This is a genomic window from Acinetobacter sp. Brlt_5, assembly GCF_051949055.1.
GTDB classification, from domain to species: domain Bacteria; phylum Pseudomonadota; class Gammaproteobacteria; order Pseudomonadales; family Moraxellaceae; genus Acinetobacter; species Acinetobacter indicus.
Window position 1 is genome coordinate 1 of record NZ_JAYJLP010000003.1, and the last position, 19,657, is coordinate 19,657.

Annotated in this window: 20 protein-coding genes and 1 pseudogene; 13 read left to right on the forward strand and 8 right to left on the reverse strand. The window is 44.7% G+C overall.

The window, feature by feature from the left end:
* Window positions 1–120, reverse strand: a pseudogene (locus tag VF685_RS03185) (RNA-guided endonuclease TnpB family protein); the annotation flags it as partial.
* A gap of 294 nt (window positions 121–414) precedes the next feature.
* Here VF685_RS03185 and fahA point away from each other — a divergent pair.
* The 7 genes from fahA (at window position 415) to VF685_RS03220 (ending at window position 7,430) form a co-directional block, all read left to right on the forward strand.
* Window positions 415–1,725, forward strand: a complete 1,311-nt coding sequence (fahA, locus tag VF685_RS03190; RefSeq protein WP_180192012.1) for a fumarylacetoacetase — start codon at window positions 415–417, stop codon at window positions 1,723–1,725.
* Entirely contained in the window at window positions 1,712–2,350 is a 639-nt protein-coding gene (maiA, locus tag VF685_RS03195) for a maleylacetoacetate isomerase (RefSeq protein WP_163141376.1), read from the forward strand. Before fahA ends, maiA begins: the two co-directional genes overlap by 14 nt.
* A 25-nt stretch (window positions 2,351–2,375) precedes the next feature.
* Window positions 2,376–2,951 (forward strand): VOC family protein, encoded by a 576-nt coding sequence (locus tag VF685_RS03200; RefSeq protein WP_005179677.1) that lies wholly within the window; start codon window positions 2,376–2,378, stop codon window positions 2,949–2,951.
* An 18-nt stretch (window positions 2,952–2,969) separates the two neighbouring features.
* Window positions 2,970–3,671, forward strand: coding sequence for a CoA transferase subunit A (locus VF685_RS03205; protein ID WP_104489353.1), 702 nt, complete (start codon window positions 2,970–2,972; stop codon window positions 3,669–3,671).
* A gap of 3 nt (window positions 3,672–3,674) precedes the next feature.
* Window positions 3,675–4,322, forward strand: coding sequence for a 3-oxoacid CoA-transferase subunit B (locus tag VF685_RS03210; RefSeq protein ID WP_286385344.1), 648 nt, complete (start codon window positions 3,675–3,677; stop codon window positions 4,320–4,322).
* 451 nt (window positions 4,323–4,773) lie between these two features.
* Window positions 4,774–5,982 (forward strand): OmpP1/FadL family transporter, encoded by a 1,209-nt coding sequence (locus VF685_RS03215; RefSeq protein ID WP_163141370.1) that lies wholly within the window; start codon window positions 4,774–4,776, stop codon window positions 5,980–5,982.
* 311 nt (window positions 5,983–6,293) lie between these two features.
* On the forward strand, window positions 6,294–7,430 hold the full coding sequence (locus VF685_RS03220; protein WP_168383534.1) for an OmpP1/FadL family transporter: 1,137 nt from the start codon (window positions 6,294–6,296) through the stop codon (window positions 7,428–7,430).
* 62 nt (window positions 7,431–7,492) lie between these two features.
* Here the strand turns inward: VF685_RS03220 and thrH are convergent, their stop codons facing one another.
* Window positions 7,493–8,110: a bifunctional phosphoserine phosphatase/homoserine phosphotransferase ThrH gene (gene thrH, locus VF685_RS03225; protein ID WP_286385343.1), complete on the reverse strand. Its 618-nt coding sequence runs from the start codon at window positions 8,108–8,110 to the stop codon at window positions 7,493–7,495.
* Between the two features lie 202 nt (window positions 8,111–8,312).
* Here thrH and VF685_RS03230 point away from each other — a divergent pair, with 202 nt between their 5' ends.
* On the forward strand, window positions 8,313–9,047 hold the full coding sequence (locus tag VF685_RS03230; protein WP_016659380.1) for a phosphoadenylyl-sulfate reductase: 735 nt from the start codon (window positions 8,313–8,315) through the stop codon (window positions 9,045–9,047).
* Between the two features lie 163 nt (window positions 9,048–9,210).
* Window positions 9,211–10,602 (forward strand): WS/DGAT/MGAT family O-acyltransferase, encoded by a 1,392-nt coding sequence (locus VF685_RS03235; protein ID WP_005179696.1) that lies wholly within the window; start codon window positions 9,211–9,213, stop codon window positions 10,600–10,602.
* Between the two features lie 109 nt (window positions 10,603–10,711).
* On the opposite strand, the gene VF685_RS03240 is transcribed toward VF685_RS03235, so the two are convergent.
* From VF685_RS03240 to VF685_RS03265, 6 genes are all read right to left on the reverse strand, one after another.
* The gene (locus VF685_RS03240) at window positions 10,712–10,885 is read right to left on the reverse strand and encodes a PA1571 family protein (protein WP_005179698.1); all 174 of its coding nucleotides are present in this window, start codon (window positions 10,883–10,885) and stop codon (window positions 10,712–10,714) included.
* Window positions 10,886–11,017: 132 nt separating this feature from the next.
* Window positions 11,018–12,472: a ribonuclease G gene (gene rng / locus VF685_RS03245; RefSeq protein ID WP_286385342.1), complete on the reverse strand. Its 1,455-nt coding sequence runs from the start codon at window positions 12,470–12,472 to the stop codon at window positions 11,018–11,020.
* A 40-nt stretch (window positions 12,473–12,512) separates the two neighbouring features.
* Window positions 12,513–13,082: a Maf family nucleotide pyrophosphatase gene (locus VF685_RS03250; protein ID WP_286385341.1), complete on the reverse strand. Its 570-nt coding sequence runs from the start codon at window positions 13,080–13,082 to the stop codon at window positions 12,513–12,515.
* A complete protein-coding gene (gene mreD / locus VF685_RS03255; protein ID WP_016659382.1) occupies window positions 13,067–13,561 on the reverse strand; it encodes a rod shape-determining protein MreD in 495 nt (164 codons plus the stop codon). The genes VF685_RS03250 and mreD overlap by 16 nt, the downstream gene beginning before the upstream one ends.
* Window positions 13,548–14,405: a rod shape-determining protein MreC gene (gene mreC, locus VF685_RS03260; RefSeq protein ID WP_005179707.1), complete on the reverse strand. Its 858-nt coding sequence runs from the start codon at window positions 14,403–14,405 to the stop codon at window positions 13,548–13,550. Before mreC ends, mreD begins: the two co-directional genes overlap by 14 nt.
* A gap of 16 nt (window positions 14,406–14,421) precedes the next feature.
* Window positions 14,422–15,468, reverse strand: a complete 1,047-nt coding sequence (locus VF685_RS03265) for a rod shape-determining protein (RefSeq protein WP_005179708.1) — start codon at window positions 15,466–15,468, stop codon at window positions 14,422–14,424.
* A 132-nt stretch (window positions 15,469–15,600) separates the two neighbouring features.
* On the opposite strand from VF685_RS03265, the gene gatC reads away from it, so the two are divergent.
* The 4 genes from gatC (at window position 15,601) to VF685_RS03285 (ending at window position 19,451) form a co-directional block, all read left to right on the forward strand.
* A complete protein-coding gene (gene gatC, locus VF685_RS03270) occupies window positions 15,601–15,915 on the forward strand; it encodes an Asp-tRNA(Asn)/Glu-tRNA(Gln) amidotransferase subunit GatC (RefSeq protein WP_045796270.1) in 315 nt (104 codons plus the stop codon).
* A 49-nt stretch (window positions 15,916–15,964) separates the two neighbouring features.
* Complete coding sequence (gatA, locus tag VF685_RS03275; protein ID WP_104470939.1) at window positions 15,965–17,443, forward strand: Asp-tRNA(Asn)/Glu-tRNA(Gln) amidotransferase subunit GatA; 1,479 nt, start codon at window positions 15,965–15,967, stop codon at window positions 17,441–17,443.
* Complete coding sequence (gatB, locus tag VF685_RS03280) at window positions 17,443–18,918, forward strand: Asp-tRNA(Asn)/Glu-tRNA(Gln) amidotransferase subunit GatB (RefSeq protein ID WP_163145525.1); 1,476 nt, start codon at window positions 17,443–17,445, stop codon at window positions 18,916–18,918. Before gatA ends, gatB begins: the two co-directional genes overlap by 1 nt.
* Window positions 18,919–18,980: 62 nt before the next feature.
* A complete protein-coding gene (locus VF685_RS03285; protein WP_286385340.1) occupies window positions 18,981–19,451 on the forward strand; it encodes a hypothetical protein in 471 nt (156 codons plus the stop codon).
* The last annotated feature ends 206 nt before the right edge of the window (window positions 19,452–19,657 follow it).

Genomic DNA, 19,657 nt, shown 5'->3' on the forward strand with positions numbered 1-19,657 from the left:
TGCGCTGTAGGTGTTTGCAACACAAATATTGACATAGTTCCAGACAAAATTAACTTCAGATGCCAATTGGTCTAGCACCTTTGTGTGACTGTCTTTTATACGTAATTTAAGTGTTTTCATGGGCTTATGTTAGCTCATATCAGGCTTGAAATATTGGTTTTTAGCAATTAAACGACATTTCATGTCGTGTCGCTTATATCTCTGACCTGAAAGACAGAGTTTTACGCTCCACTTGATAAATACATCTCTGCAGAATTCTTTTATTTACATTTTTACGATATTCGTAATTTAATTAACTATTGAGTAATTAATAAAAATGAGTATGATGAGATTTATGACAAAAATCAAGTGATCCAGATCACTCCCAGATCGAAAACACTGGACCGTTTTCATCGAGATATGCAGGAACCCCATATGACTCAGCAAGCATTTGTAGACGTTGCAGCACATTCAGATTTCCCGATTCAGAACCTGCCGTATGGCGTATTTAGCGAAAGCCCAACGGGCCATCGCCGTATTGGTGTAGCCTTAGGTGAATGGGTGGTGGATTTGGCCATGCTGGAAGCGAACGGTTTTCTCAGCATTCAGGCCGGCGAAAGTTATTTTAATCAGCCGACCTTGAATAAATTTATTGAATCGGGTCAACACAACTGGCGCAAAATCCGTCAGGAATTACAAAGCCTGCTGTCTGCCGACAACCCGACATTACGTGACAATGACAGTTTACGTGCACAGGCTTTCTTCGCTCAGGCAGAAGTGCATATGCATCTGCCGGTACATATTCCGGGCTACACCGATTTCTATTCATCTAAAGAACATGCCACCAATGTCGGCTGCATGTTCCGTGATCCGAAGAATGCCCTGCTACCAAACTGGTCAGAATTACCGGTCGGTTATAACGGCCGCGCCAGTTCTGTGGTGGTGAGTGGTACACCGGTGGTACGTCCATCCGGCCAGATCAAGTTACCGAATGCCGAACGTCCAATTTTCTCGGCTTGCCGTAAACTCGATTTTGAACTGGAAACCGGCTTTATTGTTGGCAAACCCAACAAACTGGGTGAACCCATCTCGATTGAGAATGCTTGGGAGCATATTTTTGGCATGGTGCTGTTCAATGACTGGTCAGCACGTGATATCCAGCAATGGGAATATGTGCCTTTAGGGCCGTTTAATGCCAAGACCTTTGCTTCATCCATTTCACCATGGATTGTGACCATGGAGGCGCTGGAACCGTTTAAAACCCGTACCCCGGTGCAAGAGCCACGTCCCCTGGCCTATTTACGTGAAGAACAGGTCGATAACAGCTATGACATCCATTTGTCGGTTGAGCTCAAAGCCGCACAATCGGAACAGAGCGATGTGATCTGCCAGACCAACTTTAAATATATGTACTGGTCGATGGCACAGCAACTGACCCATCACACTGTTTCAGGCTGTAATGTTCAGGTTGGCGATTTAATGGGTTCCGGCACCATTTCTGGTCCAACGCCGGATTCTTATGGCTCCTTGCTGGAACTGACCTGGAACACCAGCAAACCGTTAATTTTGGCCAACGGTCAACAGCGCGGCTTCCTGGAAGATGGCGACACGCTGATCATGAAAGGTTACTGTGAAAAAGATGGCCTGCGTATTGGCTTTGGTGAAGTCAGCGGCACCGTCTTGCCTGCAGTGCAATTTAACTTTGCCACAGATGAAGTGCAGGATGCTGCCCATGAAACTGTATAGTTATTTTCGCAGTTCAGCTGCTTACCGGGTGCGGATTGCGCTGAACTTGAAGGGATTAAAAGCTGAGATTATTCCGGTACATTTGCTAAACAATGGCGGTGAACAGCATCAGCCTGCCTATCGTCAAATCAACCCAAGCGGCCTGATTCCGGCCTGGGTGGAGGATGATTTTCAGCTGAGCCAGTCGCTGAGCATTCTGGAATATCTGCAAGAAAAATATCCGCAGCCAGCCCTGTTACCGGCCGATCTACAGCAACGCGCCAAAATCCGTGCTTTTTGCCAGAGCATTGCCTGCGATATTCATCCGATTAACAACCTGCGTGTGCTGCAATATTTAAGCGGCACGCTGCAACTCAGCGATGAACAGAAAACAGCGTGGTATCAGCATTGGGTGACTTTGGGCTTTCAGAGTCTGGAAGCACAATTGACCGATTCCAATGGCCGTTTCTGTTTTGGCGACCAGCCCACTTTTGCAGACTGCTGCCTGATTCCACAGGTCTATAACGCCCAGCGCTTTCATGTCGATTTAACCGACTTCCCAAAAATTGCCGCGATTTATAGCCATTGTCTCACCCTGCCTGCATTTCAACAGGCCGCACCCGAAGCACAGGCAGATGCCGCCTAAGATTCATCAATAAGGATATTGAACCATGACCATTCAAATTGAAAAAATTCACCACGTTGCCTATCGCTGTAAAGATGCCAAAGAAACCGTCGAGTGGTACAAAAAAAACCTGAATATGGACTTTATTCTGGCTTTTGCCGAAGACTATGTACCGTCGACCAAAGCCTTTGACCCATACATGCATTTATTCCTGGATGCCGGCAATGGCAATGTACTGGCCTTTTTTGAACTGCCGACCCAGCCAGAAATGGGCCGTGATGAAAACACCCCGAAATGGGTGCAGCATATTGCCCTGAAAGTCAAAGACCGTGCTGCACTGCTCGAAGCCAAAGCGCATCTGGAAGCCAATGGTGTCGAGGTTTTAGGCGTGACCAATCATGGCATTTTCCATTCAATTTACTTTTTTGATCCGAATGGCCATCGTCTGGAACTGGCCTACGATGATGAAGCTGCGCCAGAAAAAATCGCCCTGATTACCGAAGACATGAAGCATGAAATGCTGGAGCAATGGAGCAAAACCAAACGCGCGCCGCATCATACCCATTTCCTGCATGCCTCCGAGTTAGACAACAACGCTGGCAGTGCCAAAGTCGACAGCTAAACAAGCAGGTTAAAACAGATGAATAAAGTAGTAGCAACTGCTGAGCTGGCGTTGGCCGATGTGGTGGCCGATCATCAAACGCTCGCGGTAGGTGGTTTTGGCCTCTGTGGCATTCCTGAAGCCTTAATTGAAGCGCTAAAAAATACCGGAGTGACTGGACTGACCTGTATTTCCAACAATGCTGGGGTCGATGATTTTGGTTTGGGCAAACTGCTACAGACCAAACAGATTAAAAAGATGGTCTCCTCCTATGTTGGTGAAAATAAGGAATTTGAACGCCAGTATTTAAGTGGTGAACTGGAAGTGGAACTAACCCCTCAAGGCACACTGGCAGAAAAATTACGTGCTGGCGGCGCGGGGATTCCGGCATTTTATACACAAACCGGGGTCGGCACGCTGATTGCCGAAGGCAAAGAAGTTCGTGAATTTGAAGGAAAATCCTATATTCTGGAACACGCCTTAACTGCCGATGTTGCATTAATTAAAGCTTACAAGGCAGATAAAGCCGGAAATTTAATATTCCGCAAAACTGCCCGTAACTTTAATCCTGAATGTGCCATGGCCGGCAAATTTACCATTGCGGAAGTCGAGCAGATTGTGGAAATCGGCGAGCTGGACCCGGACGAGATCCATCTGCCTGGAATTTATATCAACCGTGTGGTACTGAACAGCACACCCGAAAAACGGATTGAACAGATGACCTTAAAGGCGGAGGCTTAAACCATGGCATGGACGCGAAATGAAATGGCCCAGCGTGCTGCGCTTGAGCTGCAAGATGGCTTTTATGTTAATTTAGGGATTGGCCTGCCCACCCTGGTTGCTAACTATATTCCAGAACATATCAACGTCTGGCTACAGTCTGAAAACGGCCTGCTGGGCATTGGTGAGTTTCCAACTCAGGACACGGTTGATCCTGACCTGATTAATGCCGGGAAACAGACGGTAACTGCACAAGCAGGGGCATCATTTTTCTCGAGCGCAGAGTCCTTCGCCATGATTCGTGGCGGACATGTCAACATTGCCATTTTAGGTGCCATGGAAGTGTCGGAACATGGCGATTTGGCTAACTGGATGATTCCAGGTAAAAAAGTCAAAGGCATGGGCGGCGCCATGGATCTGGTGGTTGGGGTACAGAAAGTCGTGGTGCTCATGGAACACTGTGCCAAAGATGGCAGTCCAAAACTGCTTTCCGAATGTAGCCTGCCTCTGACCGGTCAAGGTGTCGTCAACCGGATTATTAATGATCTCGGCGTGATTGATGTGACTGAACAGGGCTTAAAGCTCGTAGAACTGGCCAAAGATGTGACCCTTGCACAAATTCAGGCTGCTACAGGGGCTAAGCTAATCACAACAGGGCTAGATGTAGCTTAAATTCCACAGATCAGGAGCAGCGATATAGCTGCTTCTGTTTTTAACCCACTAATCACCTGATTTTTGAGAGCATGCCCGTCTCTAAAATTTTGAATTAAATCTCAAAAATTATAGTTTCAAATAAATAAGCCTCAAATTTTCAGCCATTAAAATTGATCAAATTTCAATCAGTTGAAAATATTAAAAAAACATCTCTTTTTATAATTTTCTTATTATTTATCAATAAATAACAATAAAAAAATAAGATTAATTTAGAGTTTAAGCTCTAATGAGGTTGGATTTTATACTCAATAGTTCATGTAGAGCATTTACTCTTATTTTAATTGTGCTATTTTTGTCACATGGAGTAACAAAGGATTTCAGTGATAAAACACTGATCTCTCCAGAGTCAACAAACAAACAAGCATCAGAAAATTTTGTTAAAACTTTGTGCATCAAGGGAAAATGAAGAATGAAATTAAAAACGCTTAGCGCAGCAATGATTTTGGCGACAGTACCAATGACGGGTGCTTTTGCCGCAGCAATGGATCGTTCTGGCCAATCTATTGCAGCTTTTTTGCAACCAGGCAACTATTTTGAAGCAGGACTATCTGTATTAGATCCGGATGTATCTGGTACCACTTCTGCAGAATTAGGTGGGCAAGCCACTGGTGATATGGCAAGTGACTATTATTTCCCATCAGCTGCATTAAAACTTCAGCTCACAGATAACTTCTCTTTTGGCGTTATTTATGACCAGCCATTTGGTGCTAAAGCTGAATATACAGCTCAATCAATTGCTTTCAATCCTACAGGTAATGATGGTACAGCAGCAGAAGTTGAAACTGAAAACTTAACCTTCTTATTTGGTTTCCAACCTACTCAAAACTGGAATATCTACGCAGGTCCTGTATATCAAACTGCAAAAGGTAATGTAGCTCTTCGTGGTGAAGCTTATGGTCCTTTTGGACAATTAAGCTATAATGCCAATATGAAAGAAGATAGTGAGCTAGGATGGATTGCAGGTTTAGCTTACCAAATTCCTGAAATTGCTCTTAAAGCTTCTGTAACTTATCGCTCCGAGATCAAACATGAGTTGCAAGCTACTGAAAATATAACTCACCCTCTTGCAGGCGAACTAAGTGGTGCAAATATGGTTGGGGCCATGAATCCTCTTGCACAATACCAACCTGGCAAAACTGCAGTTACAACTCCTCAATCTGTTAACTTAGATTTACAATCTGGCATCATGGCCAATACTGTAGGTTTTCTTAATGTCCGTTGGGTAAATTGGGATGGTTTCTCCATCCGACCAAATGACTTTGGTTATGTCATTGACGCATTAGTACCAGGCGGTAACTTAGTTGAATACAATGAAGATCAATGGTCTGCTACCGCAGGCGTAGGCCGTAAATTTAATGAAAAATGGGCTGGTAATGTGTCTGTAGGCTGGGACTCTGGTGCAGGCAACCCTGTCACCACCCTTGGTCCAACTGAAGGTTACTGGAACCTTGGTTTAGGTTTACAATATAGCCCAGCAGCAAATTACTTTATTGCCGGTGGTGTTAAATACTTCTGGTTAGGTGATGCAGATGCCCTAACAGCAGCCAACCCGAATGTAGGTGAATTTGAAGATAACGATGCTTGGGGCTACGGCTTAAAAATCGGTTACCGCTTCTAATTCCAATATTTTTCAAAAGAGCCACCCTTCGAGGTGGCTTTTTTTGCACTTAAAACTCCTCTTTTTTTATACAAGTGTTAACTAAATGTTCAAATTTAAAACAATTAAACACATATTTACCCAAATACCACCCTAAAAAATTATTTAATAAAATTCATTTACTTAAGACCTAATAATAGTACTTTCACTCTAATCAACTGCTATTTATAACTTATTCAGTTCATTTATTCTGCGAAGTTGAGCATTTACTCTTTTTTCAAATATGTTACTTTTCCTGCACTTTTTGTTACATAAAGCATCAGGGAACGACCATGAAGCTCAATAAAATCTATTCGGCTATTTTACTTAGCACTCTCCCACTTACACCTGCGCTTGCTGCTGGTTTAGACCGTTCTGGTCAATCTATTGCTGCATTTTTACAACCGGGTAATTATGCAGAAGCAGGTATTTCAATTTTAGATCCCAAAGTTCAATCTAATCAATTGAAAGTAAAGGATATGGCAGAAGATTATTATTTCCCTTCTGCTGCGATTAAAGTACAAGCAACTGAACACATTTCTATAGGTCTTTTATATGACCAACCTTTTGGCGCCGAATCTCTCTACCCTTCAAATAATCCAGTTTTTGCCGCGAATGGTGAAGAAACCCAAGTAGAAGTTGAAACACACAATCTCACGGCTTTAATTGGTTACCAACCTACAGAAAACTGGAATTTCTACGCGGGTCCTGTTTGGCAAACTGTTGAAGCAGATGTCTCCCTGCGTGGTCAAGCCTATATATCACCTAAAGACCCAACTAAAGTTTTAAGTGGCTATGACATTAAAATACATGAAGAAGAGGCTTTTGGTTGGCTCGCAGGCTTTGCTTATCAAATCCCCGAAATCGCACTTAAAACATCAGTAACTTATCGCTCCGAAATCAAGCATAAAGCTAAATCGGTAGAAACACACAAGTTAATGCCAATGTTAAATGTTGAATCACAACTTGATGTCATAACTCCGCAATCAGTAAATATTGATTTTCAAACAGGTGTTGCAGCCAACACTTTAGCTTTTGCCAATATCCGTTGGGTACATTGGGATCAATTTGCGGTCACACCAAAGTTTTTAAATGCAGCTTCCGGCAATAACCTTATTGACTATTCAGATGATCAATGGTCTGCAACCGTCGGCGTAGGACGTAAATTTAACAATCAATGGTCTGGTTCTGCTTCTGTAGGTTATGACTCTGGTGCGGGCAATCCTGTCACCACTTTAGGTCCAACAGAAGGTTATTGGAGTGTTGGCTTAGGTGGTCAATACAGCCCTGCAGAAAACTACTTTATTCAAGCAGGCGTAAAATACTTCTGGTTGGGTGATGCTCATGCTCAAACGGGTGGCAATATTGTGGGTGAGTTTACCGACAACTACGCATTAGGTTATGGCTTAAAAATTGGCTACCGCTTCTAAATTTTCAAAACCAAGTATAACAAAGGGCATCAAATGATGCCCTTTGTTGTATTCAGCTTAAATTAAGCAGGAATATCTCGTACCGAAGCACCACGAATTGCTTCTTTTAATGCTGCATAACCGTTAATTGCAGGGAACTGTGGGAATTCTGCAATCACATTTTCAGGTGCATCAAATAAGAAACCTTTGTCCGCTTCACCCAACATCGTTGTATCGTTATACGAATCACCTGCAGCAATTACACGGAAATTCAAACCATGTAATGCTTTTACCGCCTGACGCTTCTGGTCAGGTTGACGCAGCTTGTACGCGGTGATCATGCCATTTTCATCAGTTTCCAGTTTATGGCAGAAAATGGTTGGCCAGCCCAGTTGCTTCATTAATGGGTGGGCAAACTCATAGAAGGTATCAGATAAAATAATCAGCTGGAAATGCGTACGTAGCCATTCCACAAATTCTTTAGCACCCGAAAATGGGCCCATATCGGCAATCACTTCCTGAATATCATTTAAACCTAAACCATGCTGTTTTAAGATATTCAAACGCTGTGTCATTAATACATCATAGTCAGGAATATCACGGGTTGTCGCTTCTAGCTCTTTAATCCCAGTTTTTTTTGCAAAGTTAATCCAAATTTCTGGAACCAACACACCTTCAAGATCAAGACATACAACTTCCATGAATGCTCCCCATATCTGTCATTGAAAAAAATTTGCTCTATCATAGACCAAGATCGTGCTTTTGACTTGTTCTTTTTTAAATCTATTTTTTTCATAAGCATTGATTTTTTAGTGATAAGTCGGTTTTGGCATTTCTATTAAAATACAGCCGAAATAAATTAATATAGGTTTTGTCATCTCCAAGCCTATAGCCAGGAATATTATGACTACCATTCCCACTATTGATCTCGTTGACGCGCTTGCCGCCGAATATGCAGATAAATCTCCAAGTGAAATTCTAAAACTGGCACTCAGCCAGCCAGGTGAAATTGCGATTTCCTTTTCAGGCGCTGAAGATGTGGTGCTGATTGATATGGCAGCCAATTTAGGTCTGCCTTTTCGTGTCTTTAGCCTGGATACCGGCCGTTTGCATGGTGAAACCTATCAATTTATTGAAACCGTTCGCAAGCACTATAATATTCCAATTGAAATCTGTTTCCCCGAAACTGAAGCGATTCAGCAACTGGTTAATGAAAAAGGCTTATTCAGTTTCTACGCCGATGGTCATCAGGAATGCTGCGGCATCCGTAAAGTTCAGCCGCTGCGTAAAAAGCTGGCCACGCTAGATGGCTGGATTACCGGTCAGCGTAAAGACCAGAGTCCGGGCACGCGCAATGAAATTCCAGTGGTTCAGGCTGACCCGGGTTTTTCTGGTCCTGGCAAACAGCTGATCAAGTATAATCCTTTGGCCAACTGGTCCAGTAGCGATGTCTGGAATTACATCCGTTTAATGGAAATTCCATATAATCCATTACATGAAAAAGGTTTTATTTCGATTGGCTGTGAACCGTGTACCCGTGCGGTGCTACCAAACCAGCATGAACGCGAAGGCCGCTGGTGGTGGGAAGATGCAACCCATAAAGAATGTGGACTTCACGCCGGAAATCTGAAAAAATAAATGCGCTAGACCACTGCCCAGCAGTGGTTTATTTTTTTACGCAACAGAATAAACAAAGTTCCGCGTTTATATGATAAACACTATATACTAAGTCAGTTCACCTATAATTCTAAAAAGCCGTTCCAATGAGGGTCGGTCATATTGCAGTGAGGCAATTAACGCTATGCGTCCATTACATCCGATTGATTTTATCTTTCTGTCTTTAGAAAAACGCCAGCAACCAATGCATGTTGGGGGGTTATTTCTATTTCAGATTCCAGAGAACGCACCTGAAACCTTTATTCAAGATCTGGTCGAAGACATCCGTAATTCTCAATCGATGCCGATTCCACCATTTAACAATAAATTAAATGGACTATTCTGGGATGAAGATCCTGAATTTGATCTGGACCATCATTTCCGTCATATCGCCCTGCCTCATCCGGGACGAATCCGTGAATTACTGACCTATATTTCTCAAGAACACAGCGCGCTGATTGACCGCGCCAAACCGCTATGGACTTGTCATATTATTGAAGGGATTGAAGGCAACCGCTTTGCCATGTACTTCAAAATCCATCATGCCATGGTTGATGGCATTGCCGGCATGCGCTTACTGGAAAAATCGCTCTCACACGATCCGGATGCCAAAAGTATTGTACCGCCTTGGTGTGTAGAAGGCCGCCGCGCCAAACGCCTGAAAGAGCCAAAAGCCAGCCGCTTTAAAAATATTGCAGCAGGCCTGAAAAGCCAGCTGGAAGCCACACCGCGAGTCATGTACGAGTTATCACAAACCGTAATGAAAGATATGGGCCGTAATCCGGATTATGTATCCAGCTTCCAGGCGCCAAGTTCAATTCTGAATCAGCGCGTCAGTTCTTCACGCCGCTTTGCTGCACAGTCCTATGAGTTTGCCCGTCTGCATAAAATTGCCAAGGCCCTAGGCGTTACGATTAATGACATTGTGCTGGCCATCTGTTCAGGTGCCTTACGTGAATATTTACTCAGCCAGAATGCCCTGCCAAGAAAACCACTAATTGCCATGGTGCCCGCCTCAGTCCGTAGCGATGATTCCGATGTATCCAACCGGATTACCATGATTCTGGCCAATCTGGCGACGCATAAGGACAATCCGCTGGAACGTCTCAGCATTATTCGCCGCAGCGTACTAAATGCCAAAGAACGCTTTAAACGCATGAATGCCAACCAGATTCTCAACTATAGCGCCTTTGTTTATAGCGCCGCCGGCCTAAACATTGTGTCTGGTTTAATGCCAAAACGTCAGGCCTTTAACCTGGTCATTTCCAATGTACCGGGACCGCGTGAAGCGCTGTACTGGAATGGTGCCAAACTCGAAGCACTGTATCCGGCTTCAATTGTGCTGGATGGCCAGGCGCTGAACATTACTATGACCAGTTATCAGGACAAGCTGGAAGTCGGTTTAACAGCCTGCCGCAATGCCCTGCCAAAAATGCAGAACCTATTACAGCATCTGGAAGATGAAATTCAGCGTTTCGAACGGATTATTGAAACGGTAGATGTGACCTTGGACGAGGTGGAACAAAAAGTCAGTTAAAAGACTCGACCCAGGCCGGAAGAACATCGAGATTCAGACGAAAAGTATGAATCTCTTTTTTAAAATTGTAATGATAAGAGAAAAAATTAAGGGGCTTTCAAAAGGCCCCTTAACTTTTAATGGTTCGACATTGTTTTAATAATTGCTGACAGACGGTGCGAATCATGGCGGTGGTAATTTGTACTTCTTTACCTTGCTCATCTACGATATACGCCGCACTGTGTACAGTTTTTGGTTCTAAAACTTTAAGACTTTTATTAATCACGACTTCGCTCATACCCATGATAGACCTCATTTTGCTGAAACCGTAAGGGAGATTACGGCTTTGGCTTTGGTGTATGCTTAGTATTGTGAATCTACCTAAAAAAGTAAAATTTCAGATGTAACAACTGTTTAACGATATCCTGTTACAATTTCAGCTTAAAATGATATCGTATTGCTCTTGCGTGTATAAATTTTCAACCTGGAATTTTATGACACGATTCACGAAATGCTCCAGATCCGCGACGGCTGGTGCTTCTGCGGTTAACAGCCGGTCAATCACCGATGGATGGGCAACGACAGTAAAGCCACGCTGAGATTCAAAGGCACGTGCATAGCGCATAATTTCTCGAAAAATCTCGTAACACACTGACTCGGCTGTTTTCACATAACCGCGGCCCTGACAGGTTGGACAAGACTCACACAGCAAATGTTCCAGAGATTCACGGGTACGCTTACGGGTCATTTCCACCAGACCCAGTTCAGACACCTGGGTAATTTTGGTTTTAGCATGATCGCGTTCCAGCATTTTCTCGAACTGGCCCATCACTTCTTCACGATGCTGCGCTTCCTGCATGTCAATAAAATCAATGATGATAATCCCGCCCAGATTACGCAGTCGCAACTGACGTGCAATCACCTGTGTGGCTTCCATATTGGTTTTAAAGACCGTGTCTTCCAGACTACGCCCGCCGACATAAGAACCGGTATTGATATCAATGGTGGTCATGGCTTCGGTCTGATCAATCATCAGATAGCCACCCGATTTCAGCGCGACGCGGGTTTGAAGCGCCTTCTGAATATCTTCTTCGACATTGTATAAATCAAACAGCGGCCGTTCGCCCGGATAATGCAACAAGCGGTTTTGCATATTCGGCACAAACTCATCGACAAACTCTTTCAGCTTGGCATAGATTTCACGTGAATCGACATAAATTTTGGCGGTTTCTTCATTGGCCAGATCGCGAATCACACGCTGCGGTAAAGGTAGCTCTTCAAAAATTAAAGACGGCACCGCAATAATTTTCTGTTTACGCTGAATATGCTCCCACAGCTTGGCCAGATAGGCCATATCCTGGGCAATGGCGGCTTCTTCCACCCCTTCTGCAGCGGTACGAACAATCACCGAGCCCGGCAGTTTATGCTGTTTCTGAATCCGTTCAATCATCGAGCGTAAACGGTCACGCTCTTCATCCGATTCAATCCGCTGTGATACCCCAATATGGCTGCCAAACGGCATCAAAACCAGATAACGCGAAGGAATTGACAGATCGGTCGACAGACGCGCACCTTTGGTACCGAGCATGTCTTTCATGACCTGCACGGTAAGGATTTGCCCCGGCTGTAACAGCTCGAAGACATTTGGCGTTGGCTGGCTACGCGGCCAGACCATGTCATTGATATGTAAAAAAGCGGTACGTGACAGCCCAATATCGACGAAAGCGGCCTGCATGCCTGGCAGCACCCGTACCACTTTACCTTTATAAATATTTCCTACTAAACCACGTTTGGCGGTACGTTCAACAAATAATTCATTGACCGTGCCGTTTTGAATTAACGCGACACGACATTCCATAGGCGTGACGTTAATCAACAACTCGTCAGACATAATACAACTCAAAGCCTTATAAAAATTCTTCTAGCAGCAGTTAATTTAGTGCCTTAACTGTCTGTAATAACTGTACGGTTTCATGCAGCGGCAATCCCACCACGTTGCTATAACTGCCTTCAATACGCGGGATATAACGTGCTGCAATGCCCTGTATGGCATAGGCTCCCGCCTTGCCCAGCGGCTCTCCACTGGCCCAATAACACTCCATGTCACTCAGACTCAGCGCTTGAAATTCAACCTGGGTACGTACCACTATACTGTATTTTTCTGCTTTTGTGCGTACGCAAACACCTGAAAATACATCATGTTTTCGACCGGAAATCTGCTGCCACATGGCAAAGGCATGCGCCTTAGATTCTGGTTTTCCTAAAATCTGCCCATCAACGCCCAAACTGGTATCAGCGGCAATCACAATCGCCTCTGGAAAACGTGCCAACACAGCATCAGCTTTGGCACAGGCCAGCCGCTCAACATACTGCTCAACTGGCTCATCTGGCAAAATAGACTCGTCGATGTCCGGGCTGTAAATCTCAAATTGCAGCCCCAACTGTGTAAGCAGCTCACGGCGTCTAGGTGAGCTGGAGGCCAGAATTATACGCTGCGCCATTTTCGTAGCAGATAATACAGCACCGGCCAGACCAGAATGCTGGACAGCACCGGTTGCCAGTGACGGGCAAATGGAAATTCAATACCAGCCATAACCTGTAACAGCCAGATCAGCGCCAGATGGACCACAATGGCAATACTGGCAATCACCCATAAATTGGCAAAAGTCATCACCCGGCGTTCACGGGTCAAGAATCGCGCCACAAAAGTAATTAATACAAAACTTAAGGCATTCATGCCCAGCGGTGCATCCAGCAGCAAATCTGCAAACAGGCCGGTGCCAAAGGCAAACCAGACGCCGCACCAGGTCGGCTGGCTCATGACCCAGAACAGCATCACCATCATCATAAATACCGGACGCCAGCCCGATAAGCCATAAGACAAAGGATAAACCAGCAGCACCGAGGCAATAATGACCGAAAAAATAATCGGGAATAAAGGATCTTTGGGTTTGCGCTGGCCCATTTTAGCGATTGGCATGTGGCTGCTCCCGCGATAAGGATTCAGAGAATAACACCACCACATGATGTCCACCGGCCAGCTGTGCAGCAGGAATCACATCAATTTGCGCAAACTCGCCCGAGTTATGCCGGCTGACCTTGGAAATAGTTCCGACCAGATAACCTGCCGGGAAATGTTCACCGAGTCCGGAGCTATAGACTTTTTCACCGACTTTGATATTGGCGCTGGTCGGCACATATTCCATTTTTAAACGACCTAAGTCACCCGTACCCGAAACAATCGCGCGCATACCGGTATGTTCCAGACGTACCGACAGCGAATGTTCTTTATCAGACAGCAGCATCACCCGGCTACTGTGCGGATAGACATCAACAATCTGGCCCATAATACCACGATCATCCAGCACGGTTTGCCCGACTTTGAGCTGACGGTTGGCGCCGCGGTTAATCACAATAATATGTCGTAGCGGATCGGCATCGGTCCCAATCACTTCGGCAATTTCCATGCGTCCGTCAATGATCAGTGGCGTATCGAGCAGGCCACGTAAACGGGTATTTTCGGCAGACAGTTCGGAGAGTTTTTGCAGGCGTACCTGTGCCTGAAGCAGCTCAGCCTGCATCGCGGTATTTTCACGACGCAACTGGGCTTCAGATTTACTTTGTTGACTTAGCCATTCTCGCGACAACACCGGATAACTTGCCAGCGCATAAATCGGATTATATGCCGCGTACAAGAGATCCCTTGCCGGTTGAATTACATGCGGCATGCGCCAGTTAAAAAACAGCACCACCAGGCATGTAATGACCGCAATAATAAAGGAGCGAAAAGATGGCGGTTGTCTGGAAAACAGATGTGATTGCACCGCCGGGTCCTTTTGATTAGCCTACAAATAACATGTCATGGTTTGGATTATCAAAGAATTCCAGCACCTTGCCACCACCACGGGTGACACAGGTTAAAGGCTCTTCAGCCACAACCACTGGCAAGCCGGTTTCTTTGGCCAGCAGCTTGTCCAGATTACGCAGCAAGGCACCACCACCGGTCAGGACAATACCGCGCTCAGCGATATCGGAAGACAATTCTGGTGGTGTTTGTTCCAGCGCCGATTTTACTGCCGAAACAATATTTTGTAGCGGATCAGAAATCGCCTGAGTAATTTCATCAGAAGTCACGGTAATGGCACGAGGTACCCCTTCGGCCAGGTTACGGCCACGCACTTCAATTTCCAGTGGTTTCGCACCCTCTTCAGGAACTGCCATGCCCACTTCTTTCTTGATGGTTTCTGCTGTGGTTTCACCAATCACACAGCCATGCGCTTTACGGACATAGTTGATGATCTGCTCATCAAACACATCACCACCAATACGCAGTGAATCTGCATAGACACAACCTTGTAGCGAAATAATCGCAATTTCAGTTGTACCACCGCCCACATCGACCACCATCGAACCACACGCCTGCTCAACCGGCATACCGGCACCAATTGCTGCAGCCATCGGTTCTTCAATTAAACGGACATCACGCGCACCGGCATTAAACACTGCCTCACGAATGGCGCGACGTTCAACCAGCGTCGATTTGCATGGCACACAGACCACCACACGCGGTGCAGGCGGAAACAGGCGCTTTTCATGCACTTTACTGATGAACTGGTTCAGCATGGTTTCAGTCACTTCAAAGTCGGCAATGACGCCGTCTTTCATGGGACGAATGGCAGAAATATTGGCAGGTGTACGACCCAGCATCTGTTTAGCATCCAGACCGACTGCGGCAACGATTTTCTGTGAACCGCTGTGACGAATTGCCACAACCGTCGGTTCATTTAATATAATGCCTCGTCCTGGCGCATAAATAAGTGTATTTGCTGTACCTAAATCAATGGCTAGATCTGGTGAAAACAAGCCAATTAGTCGTTTTAGAATCACGGAGTCGTTCTCGATTAAACTTTATGTGGACGCAAGTTGGCAACTTTAACTAAATGTGATGCTTTGGACAAGTCAATCGCTTATTATAACGCACGATATTTTGAAAATTTTTAATACTGATTAGGTGATGTTATGTCTACATCGGATGCACAGCATTCTGCAGATTTAAATGCACAAACAGTTTCAGCAATCGCCAATCTTGCTCGGTTGTCGCTCAATGATACGCAATCTGCTGAATATGCTCAAAGTCTAAATAAAATTTTAGGCATGATGGAAACCTTAAAAGGCATCAATACCGATGGCGTTGAGCCACTCAAAAGCCCATTTGACCACCCTCAACCGCTACGTGAAGATGTGGTGTCTGAAGATAACCATCGTGAGGAATATCAGGCCGTTGCACCTGCCGTGCAGGACGGTTTGTATCTGGTACCACGCGTAATTGAATAATTTTTTCAGCGCTCATCTTTTTGTTGAATTCAGGTAAAGAATATTTCTCATGACAGATTTACATCGCTTATCCATTCGTGAACTGACTGAGGGTTTAGCCAATGCAAAATTCTCTGCTCGCGAATTGACCGAACATTATTTAAAACGCATCGAAAAAATTGATGCCCAGGTCAATGCCTATGTCACCGTAACTGCGGAACAGGCGCTGGCCCAAGCCGATGCTGCCGATGCGTTGCGTCAAGCTGGCGGCGCTGGTGTGCTGACCGGTGTGCCTATTGCGCATAAAGATATTTTCTGTACCCAAGGCATTAAAACCACCGCTGGTTCTAAAATGCTGGATAACTTTATCTCGCCTTACGATGCTACGGTGGTTGCCAAAGGTAAAACTGCTGGCTTAGTCACTTTAGGTAAAGTGAACATGGACGAATTCGCAATGGGTTCGACCTCGGAAAGCTCATACTTTGGCGCAACCAAAAACCCGTGGGCACTGGATCGTGTACCGGGTGGTTCTTCAGGTGGTTCGGCTGCGGTGGTCGCGGCTGATCTGGCGCCATTTGCAACCGGTACCGATACCGGTGGTTCGATTCGTCAGCCAGCTTCTTTCTGTGGTTTGACCGGTCTGAAACCAACCTATGGCCGTGTTTCACGTTTCGGTATGATCGCATACGCATCATCTTTAGACCAAGGCGGTCCTATGGCGCGTTCTGCGGAAGACTGTGCGTATCTGATGAACGTGATGGCGGGTCATGATGCCAAAGATTCAACGTCGGTCGAGAAAGATGTCGATGATTACGTGGCGAACCTGAATGGTACATCGTTAAAAGGTTTACGTATTGGTATTCCAAAACAGTACTTTAACGTTGCCGGTCTGGCCGCAGATGTAAAAGCACGCGTTGAAGAATCGCTGAAAAAATTAGCAGAGATGGGTGCCATTCTGGTTGAGGTTGATCTCAACATGACTGAAGCCTATGTACCAACCTATTACCTGATTGCACCAGCAGAAGCATCTTCAAACCTGTCACGTTATGACGGCGTACGTTATGGCTATCGCTGTGAAGATCCAAAAGATATTCTGGACCTGTACAAACGTTCTCGTTCAGAAGGTTTCGGTGCTGAAGTTCAGCGCCGTATCCTGATTGGTACCTATGCCCTGTCTGCCGGTTATTACGATGCCTACTATGTAAAAGCGCAGAAAGTCCGTCGTTTAATTCAGCAAGACTTCCTGAAAGCCTTTGAACAGGTGGATGTGATTGCTGCGCCATCTGCACCGACTACCGCCTATAAAGTGGGTGCTGACCTGACTCCGGTAGAAATGTATCTGGGTGATATTTACACCCTTGCGGTGAACCTGGCCGGTCTGCCTGCCATTAATGCCCCTGTTGGTTTTGACCAGAACAACCTGCCAGTTGGCTTACAGCTGATTGGTAATTACTGGTCAGAATCTCAATTGTTGTCTGTGGTGCACCAGTACCAACAAGCCACCAATTGGCATACACAACGTGCGGCAATTGCTGAGGAGAACGCATAATGGCGAAGAATAACGCGAAACCAAAATCTAACCTGATTGATGGCTGGGAAGTTGTCATTGGGATCGAGATTCACACCCAGCTTGCGACCAACTCTAAAATCTTCTCCGGTTCATCAACCGAGTTTGGTAATGATCCAAATACTCAGGCCAGCCTGGTAGATTTAGCCATGCCAGGTGTACTGCCTGTACTGAACAAAGAAGTGGTTGATCTGGCAATTCGCTTTGGTTTGGGTATTGATGCTTATATCGACCAAGCGTCTGTATTTGCACGTAAAAACTACTTCTACCCTGATTCTCCAAAAGGCTACCAAATCAGCCAAATGGACAACCCGATTGTGGGCCTCGGTCATATTGACATCCAGCTTGAAGATGGCACCACCAAACGCATTGGCGTAACCCGTGCGCACCTTGAGGAAGATGCAGGTAAATCGATTCATGATCAATTTGAAGGCATGTCAGGCATCGACTTAAACCGTGCAGGTACACCACTTTTAGAAATCGTATCTGAACCCGATATGCGCTCTGTTGAAGAAGCGGTTGCCTACATTAAAGCGATTCATACTTTGGTGCGTTGGTTAGGGATCTCTGACGGTAACATGGCCGAAGGTTCATTCCGTGCTGACTGTAACGTGTCTTTACGTCGTCCGGGTCAACCGTTCGGTACACGTTGTGAACTCAAAAACCTGAACTCATTCCGTTTCATTGAACAAGCGATCAATGTTGAGATTGAACGTCAAATGGAAATTCTGGAATGGGATGGCACCATCGACCAAGAAACACGTTTGTTCGACCCGGTGAAAATGGAAACACGTTCGATGCGTTCGAAAGAAGAAGCGAACGATTACCGCTACTTCCCTGACCCAGACCTGTTGCCTGTGATCATTGCTGACGAACAGATCGAAGCGATTAAGGCGACCATGCCTGAGCTGCCTGCTGCACGTCGTGCGCGTTTCGTGGCGGACTTTGGTGTGACTGAGTACGATGCTCACGTGCTTACACTGACGCGTGAAATGTCTGAATTTTATGAAGAAGTCGTTAAGGCTGCTGGTGGCGCTGCACAAGGTAAAATTGCGGCGAACTGGGTGATGGGTGAATTCTCTGGTGCTTTAAACAAAGCTGGCCTAGACCTTGCTGATTCTCCTGTGTCGAGTGAGAAACTGGGTGGCATGATTGCACGTATTGTGGACAACACCATTAACGGTAAGATTGCGAAGCAAGTATTTGGCTTTATGTGGGAAGAAGGCAAAACTGCGGACGAAATTATTGCGGAAAAAGGCTTGAAACAGGAAACTGATACAGGCGCAATTGAAGCAATTATTAAGGACGTACTTGCTGCCAACGAAAAGATGGTTGAAGAGTATAAATCTGGTAAAGAGAAAGCTTTTAACGGTCTAGTCGGTCAAGTGATGAAAGCAGCGAAAGGTAAAGCCAACCCTGCGCAAGTAAATGAATTGATGAAGAAATTGATTGGTTGATAATTGACTAATCAGTTGTTTTCATGAGATAAAACCTCGCTTAATGCGGGGTTTTTTATTCAATGGACTTAAAAAATTTTAAACTTGGTAAACAACGACACTTAGATGAAGTTTTTAAAAAATTAACAAACCTTATTGATGAGCCGAAAATGTATGGACAAAGAAGCGGTCAGTTAATTTTTGGATCTATTGCTTCATATCTTTTCACAAGAGAAGCTCAAATTTATTGGGACGAGTTTTTACTAAAAATATTACAAATCAAACAACTAGAAGACTATGTTTCTTTAAAAACAGCTAACGATTTACTAAAACCCTTTTTGGAAATTTTTTTAATTGGAAATCCAATTCAAGCTCAAGATTTTTTAATTAAAATTGATGAATTATTCAAATATAAAACCAATCGAAATTTTCATTATTTTATCGTTTCTCGTTTGGTAACAAATAAAATTTATAAATTTTCCAATATAAAAATAGGATTGTTTGAACAAAAATGTGAGCAAACCAATTTATCCTTTTCAGAAAAGATTCACTGAAATAATCAAGAAATAACCTCCTTCAAAAAAAACAATGGAACTTATATAGAAAATGATATTTTTTATGACAAAATTTTAAAAGAAATTGATAAATTCAAAGGTCAGACTATTTTAGAAATTGAAAATTTTGGTGACAAACATATTGCTGAACAAAAAAGCGTTAAAGACGCTGAACATTTCATTAATGAACTAATATTTTTACGTAG